At 71.6% G+C, this 16,338-nt stretch carries 19 protein-coding genes; all 19 read left to right on the top strand.

Translation table 11 applies throughout. The features are described from left to right. The first annotated feature begins 240 nt into the window (after positions 1-240). Complete coding sequence (locus CCZ27_RS15205; RefSeq protein ID WP_096452646.1) at positions 241-924, top strand: heavy metal response regulator transcription factor; 684 nt, start codon at positions 241-243, stop codon at positions 922-924. Beyond that, a complete protein-coding gene (locus tag CCZ27_RS15200; protein ID WP_096449514.1) occupies positions 921-2,342 on the top strand; it encodes a heavy metal sensor histidine kinase in 1,422 nt (473 codons plus the stop codon). Before CCZ27_RS15205 ends, CCZ27_RS15200 begins: the two co-directional genes overlap by 4 nt. A 30-nt stretch (positions 2,343-2,372) precedes the next feature. Further along, positions 2,373-2,852, top strand: a complete 480-nt coding sequence (locus tag CCZ27_RS15195) for a DUF411 domain-containing protein (protein ID WP_096449512.1) — start codon at positions 2,373-2,375, stop codon at positions 2,850-2,852. A 309-nt stretch (positions 2,853-3,161) separates the two neighbouring features. Then, the gene (locus tag CCZ27_RS15190; protein ID WP_096449510.1) at positions 3,162-3,503 is read left to right on the top strand and encodes a hypothetical protein; all 342 of its coding nucleotides are present in this window, start codon (positions 3,162-3,164) and stop codon (positions 3,501-3,503) included. Then, positions 3,500-4,339 (top strand): DUF3025 domain-containing protein, encoded by an 840-nt coding sequence (locus CCZ27_RS15185; protein ID WP_096449508.1) that lies wholly within the window; start codon positions 3,500-3,502, stop codon positions 4,337-4,339. The genes CCZ27_RS15190 and CCZ27_RS15185 overlap by 4 nt, the downstream gene beginning before the upstream one ends. Positions 4,340-4,417: 78 nt before the next feature. Further along, complete coding sequence (locus tag CCZ27_RS15180) at positions 4,418-5,134, top strand: hypothetical protein (RefSeq protein WP_096449506.1); 717 nt, start codon at positions 4,418-4,420, stop codon at positions 5,132-5,134. 584 nt (positions 5,135-5,718) lie between these two features. Beyond that, positions 5,719-6,957 (top strand): benzoate/H(+) symporter BenE family transporter, encoded by a 1,239-nt coding sequence (locus CCZ27_RS15175; RefSeq protein ID WP_096449504.1) that lies wholly within the window; start codon positions 5,719-5,721, stop codon positions 6,955-6,957. Positions 6,958-7,011: 54 nt separating this feature from the next. Then, positions 7,012-7,716 (top strand): AzlC family ABC transporter permease, encoded by a 705-nt coding sequence (locus tag CCZ27_RS15170; protein ID WP_096449502.1) that lies wholly within the window; start codon positions 7,012-7,014, stop codon positions 7,714-7,716. After that, positions 7,713-8,039: an AzlD domain-containing protein gene (locus CCZ27_RS15165; RefSeq protein ID WP_096449500.1), complete on the top strand. Its 327-nt coding sequence runs from the start codon at positions 7,713-7,715 to the stop codon at positions 8,037-8,039. Before CCZ27_RS15170 ends, CCZ27_RS15165 begins: the two co-directional genes overlap by 4 nt. A 90-nt stretch (positions 8,040-8,129) precedes the next feature. Next, positions 8,130-8,339 (top strand): hypothetical protein, encoded by a 210-nt coding sequence (locus tag CCZ27_RS15160; RefSeq protein ID WP_096449498.1) that lies wholly within the window; start codon positions 8,130-8,132, stop codon positions 8,337-8,339. Between the two features lie 121 nt (positions 8,340-8,460). Continuing rightward, positions 8,461-9,072, top strand: coding sequence for a 30S ribosomal protein S4 (gene rpsD, locus CCZ27_RS15155; RefSeq protein WP_096449496.1), 612 nt, complete (start codon positions 8,461-8,463; stop codon positions 9,070-9,072). After that, positions 9,069-9,368, top strand: coding sequence for a hypothetical protein (locus CCZ27_RS15150; RefSeq protein ID WP_096449494.1), 300 nt, complete (start codon positions 9,069-9,071; stop codon positions 9,366-9,368). The genes rpsD and CCZ27_RS15150 overlap by 4 nt, the downstream gene beginning before the upstream one ends. Positions 9,369-9,479: 111 nt before the next feature. Further along, entirely contained in the window at positions 9,480-10,169 is a 690-nt protein-coding gene (locus CCZ27_RS15145) for a PA4824 family protein (protein WP_232516435.1), read from the top strand. A 66-nt stretch (positions 10,170-10,235) separates the two neighbouring features. Beyond that, on the top strand, positions 10,236-11,384 hold the full coding sequence (locus CCZ27_RS15140) for an imelysin family protein (RefSeq protein ID WP_096449492.1): 1,149 nt from the start codon (positions 10,236-10,238) through the stop codon (positions 11,382-11,384). Between the two features lie 100 nt (positions 11,385-11,484). After that, positions 11,485-12,930, top strand: coding sequence for a di-heme oxidoreductase family protein (locus CCZ27_RS15135; RefSeq protein WP_096449491.1), 1,446 nt, complete (start codon positions 11,485-11,487; stop codon positions 12,928-12,930). Continuing rightward, positions 12,930-13,955: an imelysin family protein gene (locus tag CCZ27_RS15130; protein WP_096449489.1), complete on the top strand. Its 1,026-nt coding sequence runs from the start codon at positions 12,930-12,932 to the stop codon at positions 13,953-13,955. The genes CCZ27_RS15135 and CCZ27_RS15130 overlap by 1 nt, the downstream gene beginning before the upstream one ends. Continuing rightward, complete coding sequence (locus CCZ27_RS15125; RefSeq protein ID WP_096449487.1) at positions 13,945-15,036, top strand: DUF1513 domain-containing protein; 1,092 nt, start codon at positions 13,945-13,947, stop codon at positions 15,034-15,036. The genes CCZ27_RS15130 and CCZ27_RS15125 overlap by 11 nt, the downstream gene beginning before the upstream one ends. A gap of 277 nt (positions 15,037-15,313) precedes the next feature. Further along, entirely contained in the window at positions 15,314-15,655 is a 342-nt protein-coding gene (locus tag CCZ27_RS15120) for a heavy-metal-associated domain-containing protein (RefSeq protein ID WP_096449485.1), read from the top strand. Next, positions 15,642-16,337 (top strand): ferritin-like domain-containing protein, encoded by a 696-nt coding sequence (locus CCZ27_RS15115; protein WP_096449483.1) that lies wholly within the window; start codon positions 15,642-15,644, stop codon positions 16,335-16,337. Before CCZ27_RS15120 ends, CCZ27_RS15115 begins: the two co-directional genes overlap by 14 nt. Position 16,338 lies beyond the last annotated feature (1 nt).

The raw sequence follows: 16,338 nt of genomic DNA, 5'->3' as shown, positions 1-16,338 counted from the left end.
GCGCAGCCCGAGGAAATGTGGATATCGCGCGCCGGGTGCGGACACCGGGCAGCCGCGTCCAGGCTTGCCGGGCGGTCGAGGGCGCGGCCACGCCGACGGGGTGGCTGGTTCGCACGTGGGGCCGGGGCGGCGTCCACAAGCTGACGTTGCGATTACATCTTTGTAATCCTGCTGCCGCCCTCGCCGCCGCCGGGCACAATGCGCCCGGAACCTGCCTGCACGAACCGACGCGAGACCGCGGTGAAGATCCTGATCGTCGAGGACGAACCCAAGACCGGCGACTACCTGCGCCAGGGCCTGAGCGAGGCCGGCTTCGTCGTCGACCTCGCGCGCGACGGCCTCGACGGCCTGCATCTCGCGCTCACCGGCGAATACGACCTCGTCGTGCTCGACGTGATGCTGCCTTCGCTCGATGGCTGGGGCGTGCTGCAGACGGTGCGCCGCGGCGGGCACGACATGCCGGTGCTGTTCCTGACCGCGCGTGACCAGGTGGAGGACAGGGTGCGCGGGCTGGAACTCGGGGCCGACGACTACCTCGTGAAGCCCTTCGCCTTCTCCGAACTGCTGGCGCGCGTGCGCACGCTGCTGCGCCGCGGCAAGACCAGGGAGGCGGAGGTGCTGCGCGCGGCCGATCTCGAACTCGACCTGCTGCGCCGCCGGGTGACGCGGGGCGGCACCCGCATCGACCTCACCGCCAAGGAGTTCGCGCTGCTGGAACTGCTGCTGCGCCGCCAGGGCGAGGTGCTGCCGCGCTCGCTGATCGCCTCGCAGGTGTGGGACATGAACTTCGACAGCGACACCAACGTCATCGAGGTGGCGGTGCGGCGGCTGCGCGCCAAGGTGGACGAACCCTTCGAGCCCAAGCTGATCCGCACCGTGCGCGGCATGGGCTACGTGCTGGACGCGGCGGAGCCGGCGCGGTGAGGCTGTCGCTGACCGCGCGCCTGGCGCTGCTGTTCGCCGCGGCGACGGCCGGCCTGCTGGTGGTTGTCGCGGTGGTGCTGGGGCGGGCGGTGGAGGCGCACTTCGACGAACTCGATGCGCACGAGCTGGCGGGCAGGATGACGCTGATCGGCAACCAGTTGCAGCGCACCGGCGACCCGCAGGCGCTGGCGACGCTGCCGCGGCGGCTGGACGATGCGCTGGTCGGCTTCGACACCGTCGCAGTGCTGATCCGCGATGCCGAAGGCGCGGAGATCTACGCCTTCCGGCCGTCGAATTTCGACGCCGCGCAGCGCGCCGGCACCGCCCTGCCCGCCGCCGGCGCGGCCTGGACGCAGGACGGGCGCCGCTACATCGGCCGCGAATCCGTCTTTCGCCTGCCGGCGCCGGATGCGGCGGTTGCGGCAGGCGAGGTGCGCGTGCTGGTGGCGCTGGACATCTCCCACCATCTGCACTTCCTCGAGACGGTGCGCAGCCGGCTGTGGCTGGGCATCTCGCTGGCAGCGGCCGCGGCGGCGCTGCTGGGCTGGGTCGCGGCGCGGCGCGGCCTGGCGCCGCTGCGCCGGGTGACGGCGACCGCGTGCGGCCTGTCGGCCGACCACCTCGACCGGCGCCTGGACGAGCGCAACGCCCCGTCCGAAGTGCGCGAACTGGTGGAAGCCTTCAACGGCATGCTCGACCGCCTGCAGTCTTCGTTCCGGCGGTTGTCGGATTTTTCCGCCGACATCGCCCACGAGCTGCGCACGCCGGTCTCCAACCTGATGACGCAGACAGCGGTGGCGCTGTCGCAGGTGCGCAGCGCCGACGAGTACCGCGAGGTGCTGGGCTCCAACCTCGAGGAATACGAGCGCATCGCGCGCATGGTGGGCGACATGCTGTTCCTCGCCCAGGCCGAGAACGGCCGTCTGCCGCTGCCGGTCGAGACCGTCACGCTGGCCGACGAGGCGCGCGCGCTGGCCGAGTTCTACGAGGCGCTGGCCGACGAGGGCGGCGTGCGCATCTCGGTGCACGAAGCGGGAGAAGGCGTCGCGGTGGCGGGCGACCGCCTGATGCTGCGCCGGGCGCTGTCCAACCTGCTGTCGAACGCGCTGCGCCACACGCCGGCCGGCGGCACGGTCGCCATCGACGTCGGGCATCGGGGCGACGAGGCGGTGATCGCGGTACGCAACGCTGGCAAGCCCATTCCCGCGGAGGAACTGCCGCGCATCTTCGAGCGCTTCCACCGCGCCGGCCCCGGGCGCCGCGACCGCGGAGAGGGCGCCGGGCTGGGGCTGGCGATCACCCGTTCCATCGTCGAGGCGCATGGCGGACGGGTGGAGGCGGCGTCCGATGCCGGGGAGACGCGCTTCATCCTTCACCTGCCGCTCGCCCGTCCCCGGCCGGCGCGCGTGGCCGGTTGAGACATCGAACATCCTTGTGGAGAACGCAGCATGAAGCATCCATTCCATTCCGGCTTCCGGCCGGCCGCCGCGTGGCGCGGCCTGCCCGGCGCGCTCGCCTGCGCGGCCGTCCTCGCACTGCCCCCGGCCGTCGCCGCCGCGGACGAGGTGATGATGTACAAGGACCCGAACTGCGGCTGCTGCGGCAAGTGGGCCGAGCACATGCGCGCCGGCGGTTTCGCGGTGAAGGAGATCGCCACGCCCGGCATGGGCGAGGTCAAGCGCACCGCGGGCGTGCCGCAGGCACTGGGTTCCTGCCACACCGCGAAGGTGGGCGGCTACGTGATCGAGGGCCACGTGCCGGCCGCCGACGTCAAGCGCCTGCTCGCCGAAAAGCCGGCGATCGCCGGCATCGCTGCGCCGGGCATGCCGCAGGGCTCGCCCGGCATGGAGGGACCGTTCCCCGCCGACCGCTACGAGGTCGTCGGCTTCGACCGCGAAGGCCGCAGCACGGTCTTCGCGCGGCACTGAGCGGAAGGCGCGAGGCGCCGCGCGGGCTCCGCGCGCCGGTGGTGCGGACCGCTTTCGGCTGCTGCTGCGGGGCATGCCTGCGCGTGGAGGCGCCGCCGCTCGGGGAATGCGCGGCGCGGCGTGCGATGCGCGCGCGGCCGGGGCGGAATCGGCGGAGAAAGGCGTGGTCGACAACGTAGCCGGCGGAAGGCCGGAAGTGCAGGACGGGCCGCCGCGGAGGAGCGCAGGTGCGTCTGTGCGGCGCGTCCGTGGCAGGGATGGGCGACAATGGCGCCCGGGAAACGGCGAACGCATCGTCAGGAGCAGCACATGAAACGACTTCTTCGGAACCGCGTGCAGGCACTCTCCCTGATCGCCGCACTGGCGCTGTCGCCTGTCGCGCCGGTTGCCGCCCAGCAGAACGACACCGTGACCGGCGACCGCGGCGGCGACATGGCCGTCGATCTGGTGGTGGTGCGGCCGCTGGGCATCATCGCCACCGTGATCGGCACCGCCGGCTTCGTGCTGGCTTTACCCTTCACCGTGCCGAGCGGCAGCGCCGGGGATACGGCGCGCGAGTGGGTCGCCGCTCCCTTCGAATACACCTTCAACCGGCCGCTGGGCGATTTCGACCGCTGCGGCGCCGACCGCCATCCCTGCGGGGGGCGATGAGCGACGGGGCTTCCGGGCCGGCCGCCCACGCGGCGCGCCCGCTGTTCGAGCCCATCGCCCACCTGCTGGCGGCCTGCGGCGGTTCCGGCGTGCCGGATGCGCAGCAACTCACCGGACTGCTGCGCCGCGTCGCGCCGGCGGCCGCGAGCGGGTCGGGGCGGCCGATCCGCTTCGCCGAACCGCGGGCCGGGATGGATGGCTACGAGGCGCACATCCACGCCACCGGCGAGGTGCCCACCCGCGCCGGCGACTGGCACGACTTCTTCAACGCGCTGGCGTGGTGCGTCTGGCCGCGCAGCAAGGCCGCCTGCAATGCGCTGCACATGGAGGAGCGGCTGGCGCGTGAACGGGCGGGCCTGCCCGGGCGCGGCTGGCGGCGCGACGCGCTGACGCAGTTCGACGAGTGCGGCATGGTGGTCGTCTGCGCCGATGGCGAGATCCCGTCCCTGCTGGCGGCGCACGAGTGGGAGGAGGTCTTCTGGCGCCGCCGCGAGCGGCTGATGCGGACGACCTGCTTCATGGTGTTCGGCCACGGCAGTTGGGATCAACTGCGCGCGCCGTTCGCCGGCCTGTGCGCGAAGGCGGTGTATCGGGTGGTCGAGCCGGCGTGGCTGGCGCTGGGGCGCGCGGAGCGGCAGGCGGAGACCGACGCCTGGCTCGCCGCCCGGCTGTCCGGCCCCGCCTGCATCGCCACGCCGCGCGACCTGTCGCCGCTGCCGCTGCTGGGCATCCCGGGCGTGACGCCCGCCAGCGAGTGCGCCGCCTACTACCGCGACACGCGCCAGTTCCGGCCGCGGCGCGAGGCGCGTGCTGCGCAGTCTTCCGCCATCGGCTAGTGTGAAAATCGGGGCTGGCGGCGCGCACGGGGCGGCCGCGAGTGGTGCGGGCAGCGGAACGAGGAGGCGGACATGCGAATGGAAGTGGTCATCGGGTCGTTGCTCGCCGGCCTGTCCGGCGCGGCGGCTGCCGCCGGCGGCGAGTGGCTGTCGCTGGGCAGCAAGCACTGGGCGCCTTCCGTGGTCTCGAAATCCGGCATCGGGACCGCCAAGGCGGCGGCCGAGGCGCGCGTGACGCGCGAGGAGATCGAGGGCTGGTGCCAGAACTGGTCGCCGGGCGACCGCGGCTGCGCGCAGCGCGAACTGTCCTCGCCCGAGGCCAAGCGCACCTACCGCGCTTCGGCCGACTGCACCCGCGGCCGCATCACCGCCGTCGATGGCGAGACCTACACGCTGGCCGGACGCTGGGACAACAGCGACATCGGCGGCGGGCGTACGCGCTGGCGCGACCGTGGCGGCCAGATCGTCGGCCGCGACAACGCCAGTGGCGGGCTGGGCATCTCGCAGCAATGGGAAGTGCTGTGTCCGGAAGGCCGCGCCACGGCGCGCACTGCGCCGGCGGTGCAGGCGCCGCAGCAGCAGCGCGCACCCCAGCCGGCGGCGGCGATGGCGCGCAGTTTCTCGGTGGGTGAGGTGGTCTATGCGCGCTCGGGCCCGGCCTGGGTGCGCGGCCGGGTGACCCACGTCAGCCAGGTCGCCGGGCCGCAAGGTCCGGAACTCGCCTACGGGGTGACGCTGGACAGCGGCGCGCGCGGCGTGATGCCGCCGCACATGCTGCGCAAGGCGCCGCGCTAGCAATCTGCGCTTGCGTTCGCACCGCGGCAAAGGCGGCGGGGCGATCGCATGAGTGCGTGGAATCTGGTCTGGCGGGGGATGCGTTCGGTCGAGCGGTGGAATCCGGGCTCGCTTGGTCCGGTGCTTGGGCAATCTCCGCTCGTTCCGTGTGTCTCCTGAATCCGGTCTGGTGGCGGGGGAGGCGTTCCGCGGGCTGCGGAACTCGCCCTCGCTGCGCTCGGGGCTCGGACAGTCCTCGCCCGCTCCACGCATCCCCCGCCACCAGACCTGCCGTGTCGCGTCGTTCGGGCCGATGGAAAACCATCGTGCGATCGCCCTGGCAAAGGCGGGTGCCTTGGCATGCTGCCGGTTTCACTACGATTGTTTTGCGTGAATGAATAGTGAAGCGGTAGTACTAGCGTTTATCCCGGAGCGGCGAATAACGATAATTTGCTGCGATGCAACTTGCGAGAGCCGGCTTCATCGGCGGCGGTAAAGGCGGAATGGATGGCATTCCGCACTCCTGGCGACGGTGTTCCCCGGCTCGCGCGGCGTGTACCGCCGCGCAGGCTGCAGACAACCCGACCGGAGAATCGAGGCCCCGAATGCTCGCCCAACTCGAACGCCCCACCCTGCCGGCGCCGCCCCCGCGCCAGATCCTTTCCGACTACGGCCTGACCTACTTCGTCAATGGCCTGATCGCCTTCATCTTCTCGGCCACCGGTCCGCTCGCCATCATCCTGTCGGTCGGCACCCGCGGCGGGTTGTCGCAGGCCGAGCTGGCGTCGTGGGTGTTCGGCGTGTTCTTCGTCAACGGCCTCGTCACCATCGCGATGAGCTGGCGCTACAAATCGCCGCTCGGCTTCGCCTGGACCATCCCCGGCACCGTGCTGGTGGGGCCGGCGCTGCAGCACCTGAGCTTCGCCGAGGTGATCGGGGCGTTCTACGCCACCAGCCTGCTGATCCTGGTGATGGGTGCCAGCGGCTGGGTCAAGCGGCTGATGTCGGCGCTGCCCATGCCCATCGTCATGGGCATGGTGGCCGGCGTGTTCCTGCGCTTCGGCCTCGACCTGGTGCGCGCGCTGCACGGCAACGTCGCGGTCGCCGCGCCCATGGTCGTCGTCTTCCTGATCCTGTCGGCGAGCCCGGCGCTCGCCAGGCGCATGCCGCCGCTGATCGGCACGCTGCTGGTCGGCGCGCTGGCGGTCGGCCTGCTGGGACAGATCGACACCGGCGCGCTGGGCAGCTTCGCCCTGGTGGCGCCGGTCGTGCAGGCGCCGGTGTGGTCGGTGGGCGCGCTGGTGGAACTGGTGGTGCCGCTCGCGATCACCGTGCTGGTGGTGCAGAACGGGCAGGGCGTCGCGGTGCTGAAGAATGCCAGGCACGACCCGCCGGTCAACGCCATCGCGGTGGCCTGCGGCATCGGCGCCGCGCTCAGCGCCGCGGTCGGCGCGGTCAGCACCTGCCTCACCGGCCCCAGCAACGCGCTGATGACGTCGTCGGGCAAGCTGGAGCGCCAATACACCGCGGCCTTGACCTTCGGCGCGTTCGGCCTGCTGTTCGGCCTGATGGCGCCGACCTTCACCGGCCTGATGCTGGCCGCGCCCAAGGAATTCATCATGGTGCTCGGCGGCCTGGCCATGCTGCGCGTGCTGCAGGGCGCCTTCATCGCCTCGTTCGGCGCGGGCAGGTTCACGCTGGGCGCGCTCGTGAGCCTGCTCGTGGCGGTCACCGACATCGGCATCCTGAACATCGGCGCCGCGTTCTGGGGGCTGGTCGCCGGTTTCGTCGTGTCGTGGCTGATGGAGAAGGCGGACTTCGTCGCCCTGGCCAACAAGGACTGAAGCCGGGCCGGCCGCCGCCGCCGATATACTCCGTTCCTTTTCCGGTCCCTGCCGATGGATTCCCCCTTTCGCCGCGGTGCCCGCGAGGGCATGCGCGCGTTCCTGCCGATCTCGGTCGGCCTGATGCCCTGGGCGGTGGTCACGGGCATCGCGATGCGCTCGATCGGGCTGTCCGGGCTCGAGGCGATGGGCATGAGCCTGCTCGTGTTCGCCGCCACCGCGCAGCTCGGCACCTTGCCGCTGATCGCCGCCGGCGCACCGCTGTGGCTGATCTTCGTGACCGGGCTGGTGCTGAACCTGCGCTTCCTGATCTTCAGCGCGGCGATCGCGCCCGCCTTCCATGACTATTCGCTGGCGCGCCGCCTGGCAAGCAGCTATCTGCTGACCGACGGCGTGTTCGCGGTGGTGTCCGACAAGCTGCTCAAGTCCGACGACCCGCAGTGGCGCTGGGGCTGCTACCTGGCGCCGTCGCTGTACGGCTTCGTGCTGTGGCAGGTGTGCGTGCTGGTCGGCGTGCTCGGCGCCGGCGCGGTGCCGCGTGACTGGTCGCTGGAGTTCATGGCGACGATCGCGCTGATGGTGATGGTCGTGCCGATGGTACGCACGCGCCCGATGCTGCTCGCCGCGCTGGTGGGCGGGCTGGGCGCGGTGTTCCTGCGCGGGCTGCCGCTGCGGCTGGGGCTGTTCGCGGCGATCGCGCTGGGCATCGGCGCGGGCTTCGCCGCCGAGCACTGGGGCGAAAGGAAGGCGCGCAGATGATGGAAGACGTGTGGCTGTGGATCACCTTCGGACTGCTGTCGCTGACGACCATGCTCACGCGCGGCAGCTTCATCCTGATCGGCGAGCGCGGGCGCCTGCCGCCCCTGGTGCAGCGCGCGCTGCGCTACGCCCCGGCGGCCGCGCTGGCGGCGCTGGTGGTGCCCGACGTGCTGCTCGAAGGGGAACGGTTCGTGCCCTTTAATCCCAAGCTGCTGGCGGCGGTGGTCGTGGTGGCGATCGCCCTGCGCACGCGCAACCCGTGGCTGCCGTTCATCCTCGGCATGGGCGTGCTGATCGCGCTGCGCAAGGGCCTGGGCTGGTAGGCGAGGGCGCGCTGCGCCGCGCAGGGGCTTGACTTCGGGATCGATGAGAACGATTATGAGAATCGTTCGCAAATAAGTCAGGAGCCCGCCGTGTCCGCCACGCAACCCGGCCCCGAATGCGCCGTCATGCTCGCAGGCGTGCTCGCGCACGTGTCGAGCTATCTGAACACCGGTTGTCCCCGAGCCGCGCAGCAGGCGCGGCTGCTGCTGCATCGGCTCGATGCCAGCGCACTGGACCGGGACCTGGCCGCGTCATGCGAACTGCTGGACCAGGCGATCTCGAACCGGCATTGCCAGTAGCGAAAGAAAACCGCGGCGCGGCGGCCTGGCGCTTCGGTGCCGGCTCCGGCTGCGCCGTCCGCGCGCCTGCGTTGCCGCATCCGCCATCCGTACAAACCCGATCCGATCGAAGGAGAACCCAGTGTCCCGTTACACCGGCCCCCGCCTGAAAGTGATGCGTGCCCTCGGCACGGAACTGCCCGGCCTGTCGCGCAAGGCGCTCGGCGAGCGCAACTATCCGCCCGGCCAGCACGGCCAGAAACCCAAGCGCAAGTCGGGCTTCGGCGTGCAACTGATCGAAAAGCAGAAGCTGCGCTTCAACTACGGCCTGACCGAAAGCCAGATCCAGCGCCTGTTCCGCGAAGCCAAGCGGGCCAAGGAGCCGACCGGCGAGAAGCTGCTCGAACTGCTCGAGCGACGTCTGGACAACTTCGTGTTCCGGGCGGGCTTCGCGCCCACCGCCGTGGCCGCCCGCCAACTGGTGCGCCACAAGCACGTGCTGCTGAACGGCAGGGCGGTGAACATCCCGTCGATCCGCGTGCGTGCGGGGGACCGCATCGCGCTGACCGACACGGGGCGGAAGATTCCGATGGCCGCCGAGTCGCTCGCCGAACCGGCGCTGGCGCGCCCGGAGTGGCTGAACTTCGACGAGGCCGGCTGCGCGGCCACCGTCACCCGCATGCCGGCGGCGGACGAAGTGCCGTTCCCGATCGAGGTCCAGCACGTCGTCGAATACTACGCGGTGCGGCTGTGAACCCGGCTGCCCGCCACGAACCGGAGGCCGCGGCGGCGCGGCCTGCCGACGGCCCGCAGTACGACTGCCAGCCCGAGCTGGCCGTCGCCGCCGTGCTCTACCTGCTGTCGCGCTTTCCGGCCCGGCAATCGCCGGCGCTGGCGCGCGCCATCGTCGACCATCTGCAGATCATAGAAGGCGATGCCCGGTTCGGCGATTGCCTGCGCGACTGCGCAAGCAGACTTGTTGACGAATGGCAAAAGTATGCCCTGCTGTCCTGCGCTACGATGACCGCGAATGCGAGTCAGTCGCATTAGTGGGTGCCTTCCCCAGCAGACCGTGCCGCGCAACCGGCTGCCCGGTGTCGTTGGTGCAGAGGCACCCGCCTGTAGGTGTCAGAACGCACAAAACGACTCAGGGAGCTGACGATGTACTGCAAGGGGATGATGCGCAACGCGCTGATGGTGTCGATATTGTTGGCATATGCCGGCTTCGCCCGGGCCGAGCGGCCGATGGCGGTGGATGACGCCGGAACGCTGGACCGCGGCGGCGCGAAAGTGGAGTTCGGCTGGGCCAAGGACGGCAAGGTCCGCGGCTTCGAGGGGGCGGTGGGCTACGCGCCGATCGACGATCTGGAACTGGAATTCGACTTCGGCCGGGCGCGCGACCACGAGCCCGCGCACACCGAGACCATCCGCGCGCTGGGCGCGGTGGTCAAGTGGGTGCCGCTGAAGTCGGACGTCGGCCTCTCTGCGGGGTTGAAGTACGAGTACATCAACGAGCGCGTGCTCGGCGACGCATCGGCGCATGGGCAGGCGCTCACCGGCCTGTTCACATGGTCCTTCGAAGCGGGCCCGCTGCTGCACGTCAACCTCGGGCGCGAATGGGTGGATGCGGACGACGACGGCGACGCCGCCAACGTGTGGGGCGTCGGCCTGGACGTGCCGCTGACCGAGCAGTTGCACGTCACGGTGGAAACCTTCGGCGCGCAGCACGCGCGGCCGGACCGCCAGATCGGCCTGCGCTACGAGATCGCCGAGGGGCTGAAGATCTCCGGCGCGGTGGGGCGCGGCAACGACCGCAACATCGCCAACGTGGGCGTTGCCTGGGAATTTTGACCTGGCCGGGGCGGCCGGCCGCGCGTCGCGGCGGCGCTCCGGCGTATTCATCTGGGAGAAGCATCGATGCGTCTGAAGTTCATCGCGGCCGGCGCGCTCGCCGCCGCTTGCGCCTTTCCTGCATGGGCCGACAAGGGGCCGGCCGTCACCGACGTGCTGGCACACTATGGCGAACTGGTGCATGCGAGCTATGCCGACAGTGCGGCCGCGGCGCGCAGGCTGCAGGCCGCGGTGGACGCCTTCGTCGCCGCGCCGGGCGAGGCCGGCCTCGACGAGGCGCGCAAGGCGTGGCTGGCGGCGCGCGAATGGTATGGCCAGACCGAGGCCTTCCGCTTCTATGGCGGCCCGATCGACGGCAAGGACGGCCCCGAAGGCCGCATCAACGGCTGGCCGATGGACGAAGCCTACGTGGATTCCGTGCAGGGCCATGCCGATGCCGGCATCGTCAACAAGCGCAAGATCCGCCTCGACGCGCGTACGCTGTCCGGCCTGAACGAGAAGGGCGGCGAAGAGAACATCGCCACCGGCTGGCATGCCATCGAATTCCTGCTGTGGGGGCAGGACCTCAGCGCCGACGGCCCCGGCAAGCGTGTCTACACCGATTTCGTGGACGGCTCGGCGCCCAACGCCGACCGCCGCCGGCAGTACCTGAAGGTCGTCACCGACCTGCTGGTTTCCGATCTCGCCGCGCTGGAGAAGGCGTGGGCGCCGCAGGCGAAGAACTACCGCGCCGGCTTCGTGAAGCAGCCGGCCAGTCTCGCCAAGGTGATCTCGGCGCTGGGCATCCTCAGCCGCGCCGAACTGGCCGGCGAGCGCATGGAAGTGGCGCTCGATTCGCAGAGCCAGGAAGACGAGCATTCGTGCTTCTCGGACAACACCCACCGCGACATCGTCGCCAACGCCACCGGCATTCGCAACGTGTGGCGCGGCGAATTCCTGCGCGCCGACGGCAGCCGCCTTGCCGGGCCGTCGCTGCGCGACCTGGTCGCCGCCAGGGACAAGGCGGTGGCGGACAAGGTGGATGCGCAGATGGATGTCAGCGTGCAGGCCGCGCAGGCGGTGCCGGCGCCCTTCGACCAGGCGATCCTCGCCGGCAATCCGGGCCGGCTCAAGGTCGAGGCGACCGTGGTGGCGCTGAAGGCGCAGACCGAAAGCCTCGTCGAGGCGGCGCGCGTGCTCGGCATCAAGCGCCTGAACACGGCCCTGCCGGAATAAGGCGGGGCGGCTGCCGGGGCCGGGCGGGCGGAGCGTTCTGCTTCGCCGTTCCGGCCTTCCCGCTGCCGCCCGTTTCGATCGATCGGGAGAACGACCCGCCATGGGTTCCAGACTGCTTCAGGTTGCGGCGCTCGCGGGCGCCGCGTTTTGTTTGACCGGCGCCGCGCCGCTGCCCGGCTACGAGCCCGGCGAGGAACTCGCCGGCGGCGACACCACCGTCAACGATTTCGGGCGCAACGCCTTTTCCTATCCCGCCGCCAACCTGTCGGTCGAGCGGCAGACGGCATTCTTCATCGGCAACTCCTTCTTCAAGAAGAACTGGGTCGAGGCGCCGGCCTCCACCACCGGGCGCGACGGGCTCGGGCCGCATTTCATCACCCGTTCCTGTGCCGGCTGCCACGCCATGGACGGGCGCGCCGCGCCGCCCGCGGTGAAGGCGGGCGCCAGCACCGAACAGCCCGTCGGCCTGCTGCTGCGGCTGTCCATCCCGGCGGCGCCGGGCCAGGACACCGGCAAGGACGGCGTGATCCCCGAGCCGGCCTACGGCGGCCAGTTGAACAACGCCGCCATCGCCGGCATCAAGCCCGAGGCCGAGGTCGTCATCGAATACACCGAGCAGCCGGGCCGCTTCGCAGACGGCACGCGCTACCGCCTGCGCCGCCCGGCCTACCGGCTGCGCAACCTCGCCTACGGTCCGCTGCACCCCGGCACGCTGATGTCGCCGCGCATCGCGCCGCAGGTGATCGGGCTCGGACTGCTCGAAGCGATTCCCGAGGCCGGCCTGCTGGCGATCGCCGAGCGCCAGGCCGCGGCCGGGCAGGGCGTGTCCGGCCGCCCCAACCGCGTGTGGGACGCATCGCGCCAGGACTGGGTGATCGGCCGCTTCGGCTGGAAGGCCAACGTGGGCAGCGTCGCCCACCAGACGGGCGGTGCCTTCAACGGCGACATGGGCATCACCTCGTCGATGTTCCCGCACGAGGAATGCACCGCCGCGCAGACCGACTGCCGCGAGCGCCAGCAGCGCGAGGCGGCGTGGCGCAGCGGGCGCGGGGAACCCACCGTCGACCTGGACGACCGCGCCTTCGAACGCACCGTCTTCTACACCACCACGCTCGCCGTGCCGGCGCGCCGCGACCCGCGCGACGCGCAGGTACTGCAGGGCAAGGGGCTGTTCCACGCCGCCGGCTGTGCCGCTTGCCACGTGCCGCGCCACGTCACCGGCGACGTCCCCGGCCTGCCGGAACTGTCCCGCCAGACCATCTACCCCTACACCGACCTGCTGCTGCACGACATGGGCGAGGGGCTGGCCGACCACCGCCCGGACTTCGCCGCCGACGGCCGGGAATGGCGCACGCCGCCGCTGTGGGGGCTCGGCCTGGTGAAGACGGTCAACGGCCATACCTTCTTCCTGCACGACGGCCGCGCGCGCAACCTGATGGAAGCCGTGCTGTGGCACGGCGGCGAGGCGGAGGCGGCGAAGCAGGCCGTGCTGGACATGCCGAAGGCCGGGCGTGCTGCCCTGATCCGTTTCCTGGAGTCGCTGTGATGAAGCTGCGCTGCCTGTGCATCGTTCCCGTCCTGGCGCTGGGCGCGGCCTGCGCCTACGCCGCGCCGCCGGCACCGGTGGTGGCGCCCGCGCAGTGGATGGAGGGTCTCGCCCGCGGTTACCTGCAGCCGGCGTATGCCGATCTGTCCGCAAGCTCGCAGGCGCTCGCCGACGCGGTGCACGAATCGTGCGAACGGCGCGACGCGGCCGCCACCGCCCAGGCGCGCCGGCAATGGGAGGAGGCCGCGCTGGCGCTGCGCCGCGTGGCGGCGCTGCCGCTGGGGCCGGCGATGGACAGCCGGTTGCTGCGCCGCGTCGACTTCTGGCCCACGCGGCCGGCGCAGATCGAAACCACCGCCGCCGGCTTCAGCCCGGATGCGGCCGCGCGCGTCGGCACCACCGCACGCGGCCTGCCGGCGCTGGAATACCTGTTGTTCGACCGCGGCCGCGCCGCGCTCGCCACCGACGCCAGGGCCTGCGCCTACGCGGAATGGGTGGCGCGCGACGTGGCCGACACCGTCCGCCCGGTGGCCGAAGCGTGGCCGGCGTGGGCGCAGGCAGTGCCCGATGCCGGAGACGAAGAGCAGGCGCGCATGCTGACCGATGGGGTGAACATCCTCATCGGCAGCATCGACACCCTGCGCCTCAAATACCTGGAAAAGCCGCTGCGCGCCAAGAATGCCGCGCCCGAGCTTGATGCCTGGCGCAGCGGCCGGACGCGCGCGCACCTGGCGGCCTACTTCGCCGGCGTGCGCGCCGGCCTGCAGGGTGCCGGGCAGGCGTACGGGCTCACCGCCGTGCTGCGCGGACGCGGCCTGCTGGAACTGGCCGGGCGGGTCGATGCCCGCGTGGCGGCGGCCGAGGGCGCGCTCGCCGCGCTGCCGGACGATCTCGCCTCCGCCCGCGGGCGTGCGGCAGCGGCCACCGCCATCGATGCGCTGGGCCGGCTGCAGGCGGTGCTCGGCAACGACGTCGCCGGTGCGCTGAAAGTGTCGATCGGCTTCGGAGACAACGATGGCGACTGATCCGCTGCGCCGCCGGCTGCTGGCGGCCGTGCCCGCCGCCGGCCTGCTGCTCGCCGCGCCGCCGCTGCGTGCGGCCGTGGCGCAATCCGCGCCCAGGCTCTTGACCTGCTGGAGCGATTCGGCCGAACGGCCGTCCGCCTTCCATGCCGGCCGCCCGCATGCCGCGAGTTCTGCCCTGGCGCTGCCCGCGCGCGGCCACGACATCGCCTGGCACCCGGCCAGCGACGGCAGCGCGGTGGTCGCGGCGCGGCGGCCGGGCAGCTTCCTGGTCCGCTGGCATGTGGCGAGCGGGCGGGAACTGGCGCGCTTCGACGCCGACGACGACATCCGCTTCGAGGGGCATTTCGCCTTCAGCCGCGACGCTCGCCTGCTCTTCGCCACCGCCACCGATCTCGACAGCGGCGACGGCCGGCTCGGTGTCCATGACGCACGCACGCTGGAACAGATTGCGTTGTGGGAGGTGGGCGGGATCGGCCCGCATGCGGTCGCGCTGCTCGCCGACGGCCGGCTCGCGGTGGCCAACGGCGGCATCCTGACGCTGCCCGAGACCGGGCGCGTCAAGCGCAATCTCGACAGCATGGACCCGTCGCTGGCGCTGCTCGATCCGGCCGGCGGGCGGCTGCTGTCGCAGCACCGGCTGCCGGATGCCTTCATGAGCGTGCGCCACGTCGCCCAGGCCGCCGACGGCACCGTCGGCGTCGCGCTGCAGAACGAAGGGCGCGAGCCGAGACCGCTGTTCGCCCTGCTCGACGGCGAGCGGCTGCGCTACGGCGAGGCCGACGACGCCCTGCTCGCCGCCTGCGGCACCTACGCCGGCGATGTCGCCGCGGTGGGCGGCGGTTTCGCGGTGAGCTGCACGCGCGCCGGCGTCACCGCGCTGTGGGCGCGGGACGGCCGGCCCCTCGCGGTGCTGCCCACGCCGCGGGTGTGCGCGCTGCTGCCCGAGGGCGATGTGCTGCTGGCCACCGGCGATGGCGGCGACGTGTGGCGGGTGGCGCCGGCCGGGGGCGGAGCGCCGACGCTGGCCCGCTGGCATTTCGGCGTCGCGCTCGACAACCATGCGGATGCCGGCAGGGGATGATGCGCCGGCAGCCTGCGGGAAGTTGATCGATATCAGAGCATGGGTGGCCGTATGGGTATATGTTGCAGACGATTCCCGACGAACCGGATGTCTCTCGCCGGCCTGCACCGCAGGCGGCGGATGGCGCGGTTTCTCGTTCGGGCGGTTCGCGTAGCCAGCCGTGGAACGGCAAGCCAGGTACCGGGCGGGGAGTTTCCCGCCATGGGGGCGCCTGAAGGGCGCCGTCGTCACCGGGGCGGCCTGCAGTCGCTCCCGTTCCGTAGGTGGGGAGAGGCGGATGGCGCCTGGCTTTGACGAACTGCGTGGCGGCCTCGCGGGCGTGCGCATCGCGCATCACATCCGCGGCCGCGTGAGGCTCAAGCTGGAGCCGCAAGAGGCGGCCTTCGAGCTGCCCGACAGGCGCGTGCGGGCCTTCCAGGACATCCTCGACCGCATCCCCGGCGTGCATGCAGTGCAGCTCAACCTGCTCGCACGCTCATGCACCGTGCGCTACGACCCCGACGTGATCCCGATGCAGGCGTGGGGCGATTTCATGGCCGGCGTCGATTCCGGCGCGGCGGAGATCCTCGAGCGCATTCTCCACGACGCGTGGCGGGAGATCCGCAATGCAGAACTATGACGAACTGATCCTGCGCGGCCGGCGCATCGATTCCGCCGCGCCCTTCCCCGTGCTGCACCAGGCGGTGCGGATCGCGATGTACGAAGAGTATGCGGCGCGCAGTTTCCATGCCCGCGTCGTGGAGGCGTTCGGCCCGCGCCCGCCCTTCGCCGACGTGCTGCGCTCGCAGGAGCAGCAGGTGGCGGCGCTGGCGGCGCTGTGCGAGCGCTTCGGCATTCCGCGCCCGCTGGACCCCTTCCCGCAGCAGACCTCGGTGGCGCCGCTGTGGCTGGCCAACTGCGAGCGTGCGATGGCCGGCGAGGCCGGCAAGATCCGGCTGTACGGCTACCTGCTGGCGAACGTCGCCGAGCCCGAGGCGCGGCGCGTGCTGCAGGACCTGCAGGCGACCGCCTTCGAGCGCCATCTGCCCGCCTTCCGCCAGGCGGTGTCCGATGCGCAGGCGCAGGAAAGCTACCACGCCGCGCGCGGCATTCCGCCGCAGCAGGCGTACGTCCGCCACGGGCCGGTGTCGGATTTCCTCGAGCGGGCGCTGGCCCAGCTGGGGCCGCATGCCGGCCCGCTCGGCCTCTTCAGTCCGCTCCTGCGTCGAGCACACCCCGCCATGCTGGCCGGCATGGTCGCGGGGGGCGCCGGGAGCTACCTGTTGAAGAACAGGATCGGCCGCCATCGAAAGGAGAATTGAC

Source organism: Thauera sp. K11 (assembly GCF_002354895.1).
In the GTDB taxonomy this organism is placed as follows: domain Bacteria; phylum Pseudomonadota; class Gammaproteobacteria; order Burkholderiales; family Rhodocyclaceae; genus Thauera; species Thauera sinica.
This window is presented reverse-complemented; position numbering and strand designations above follow the sequence as displayed.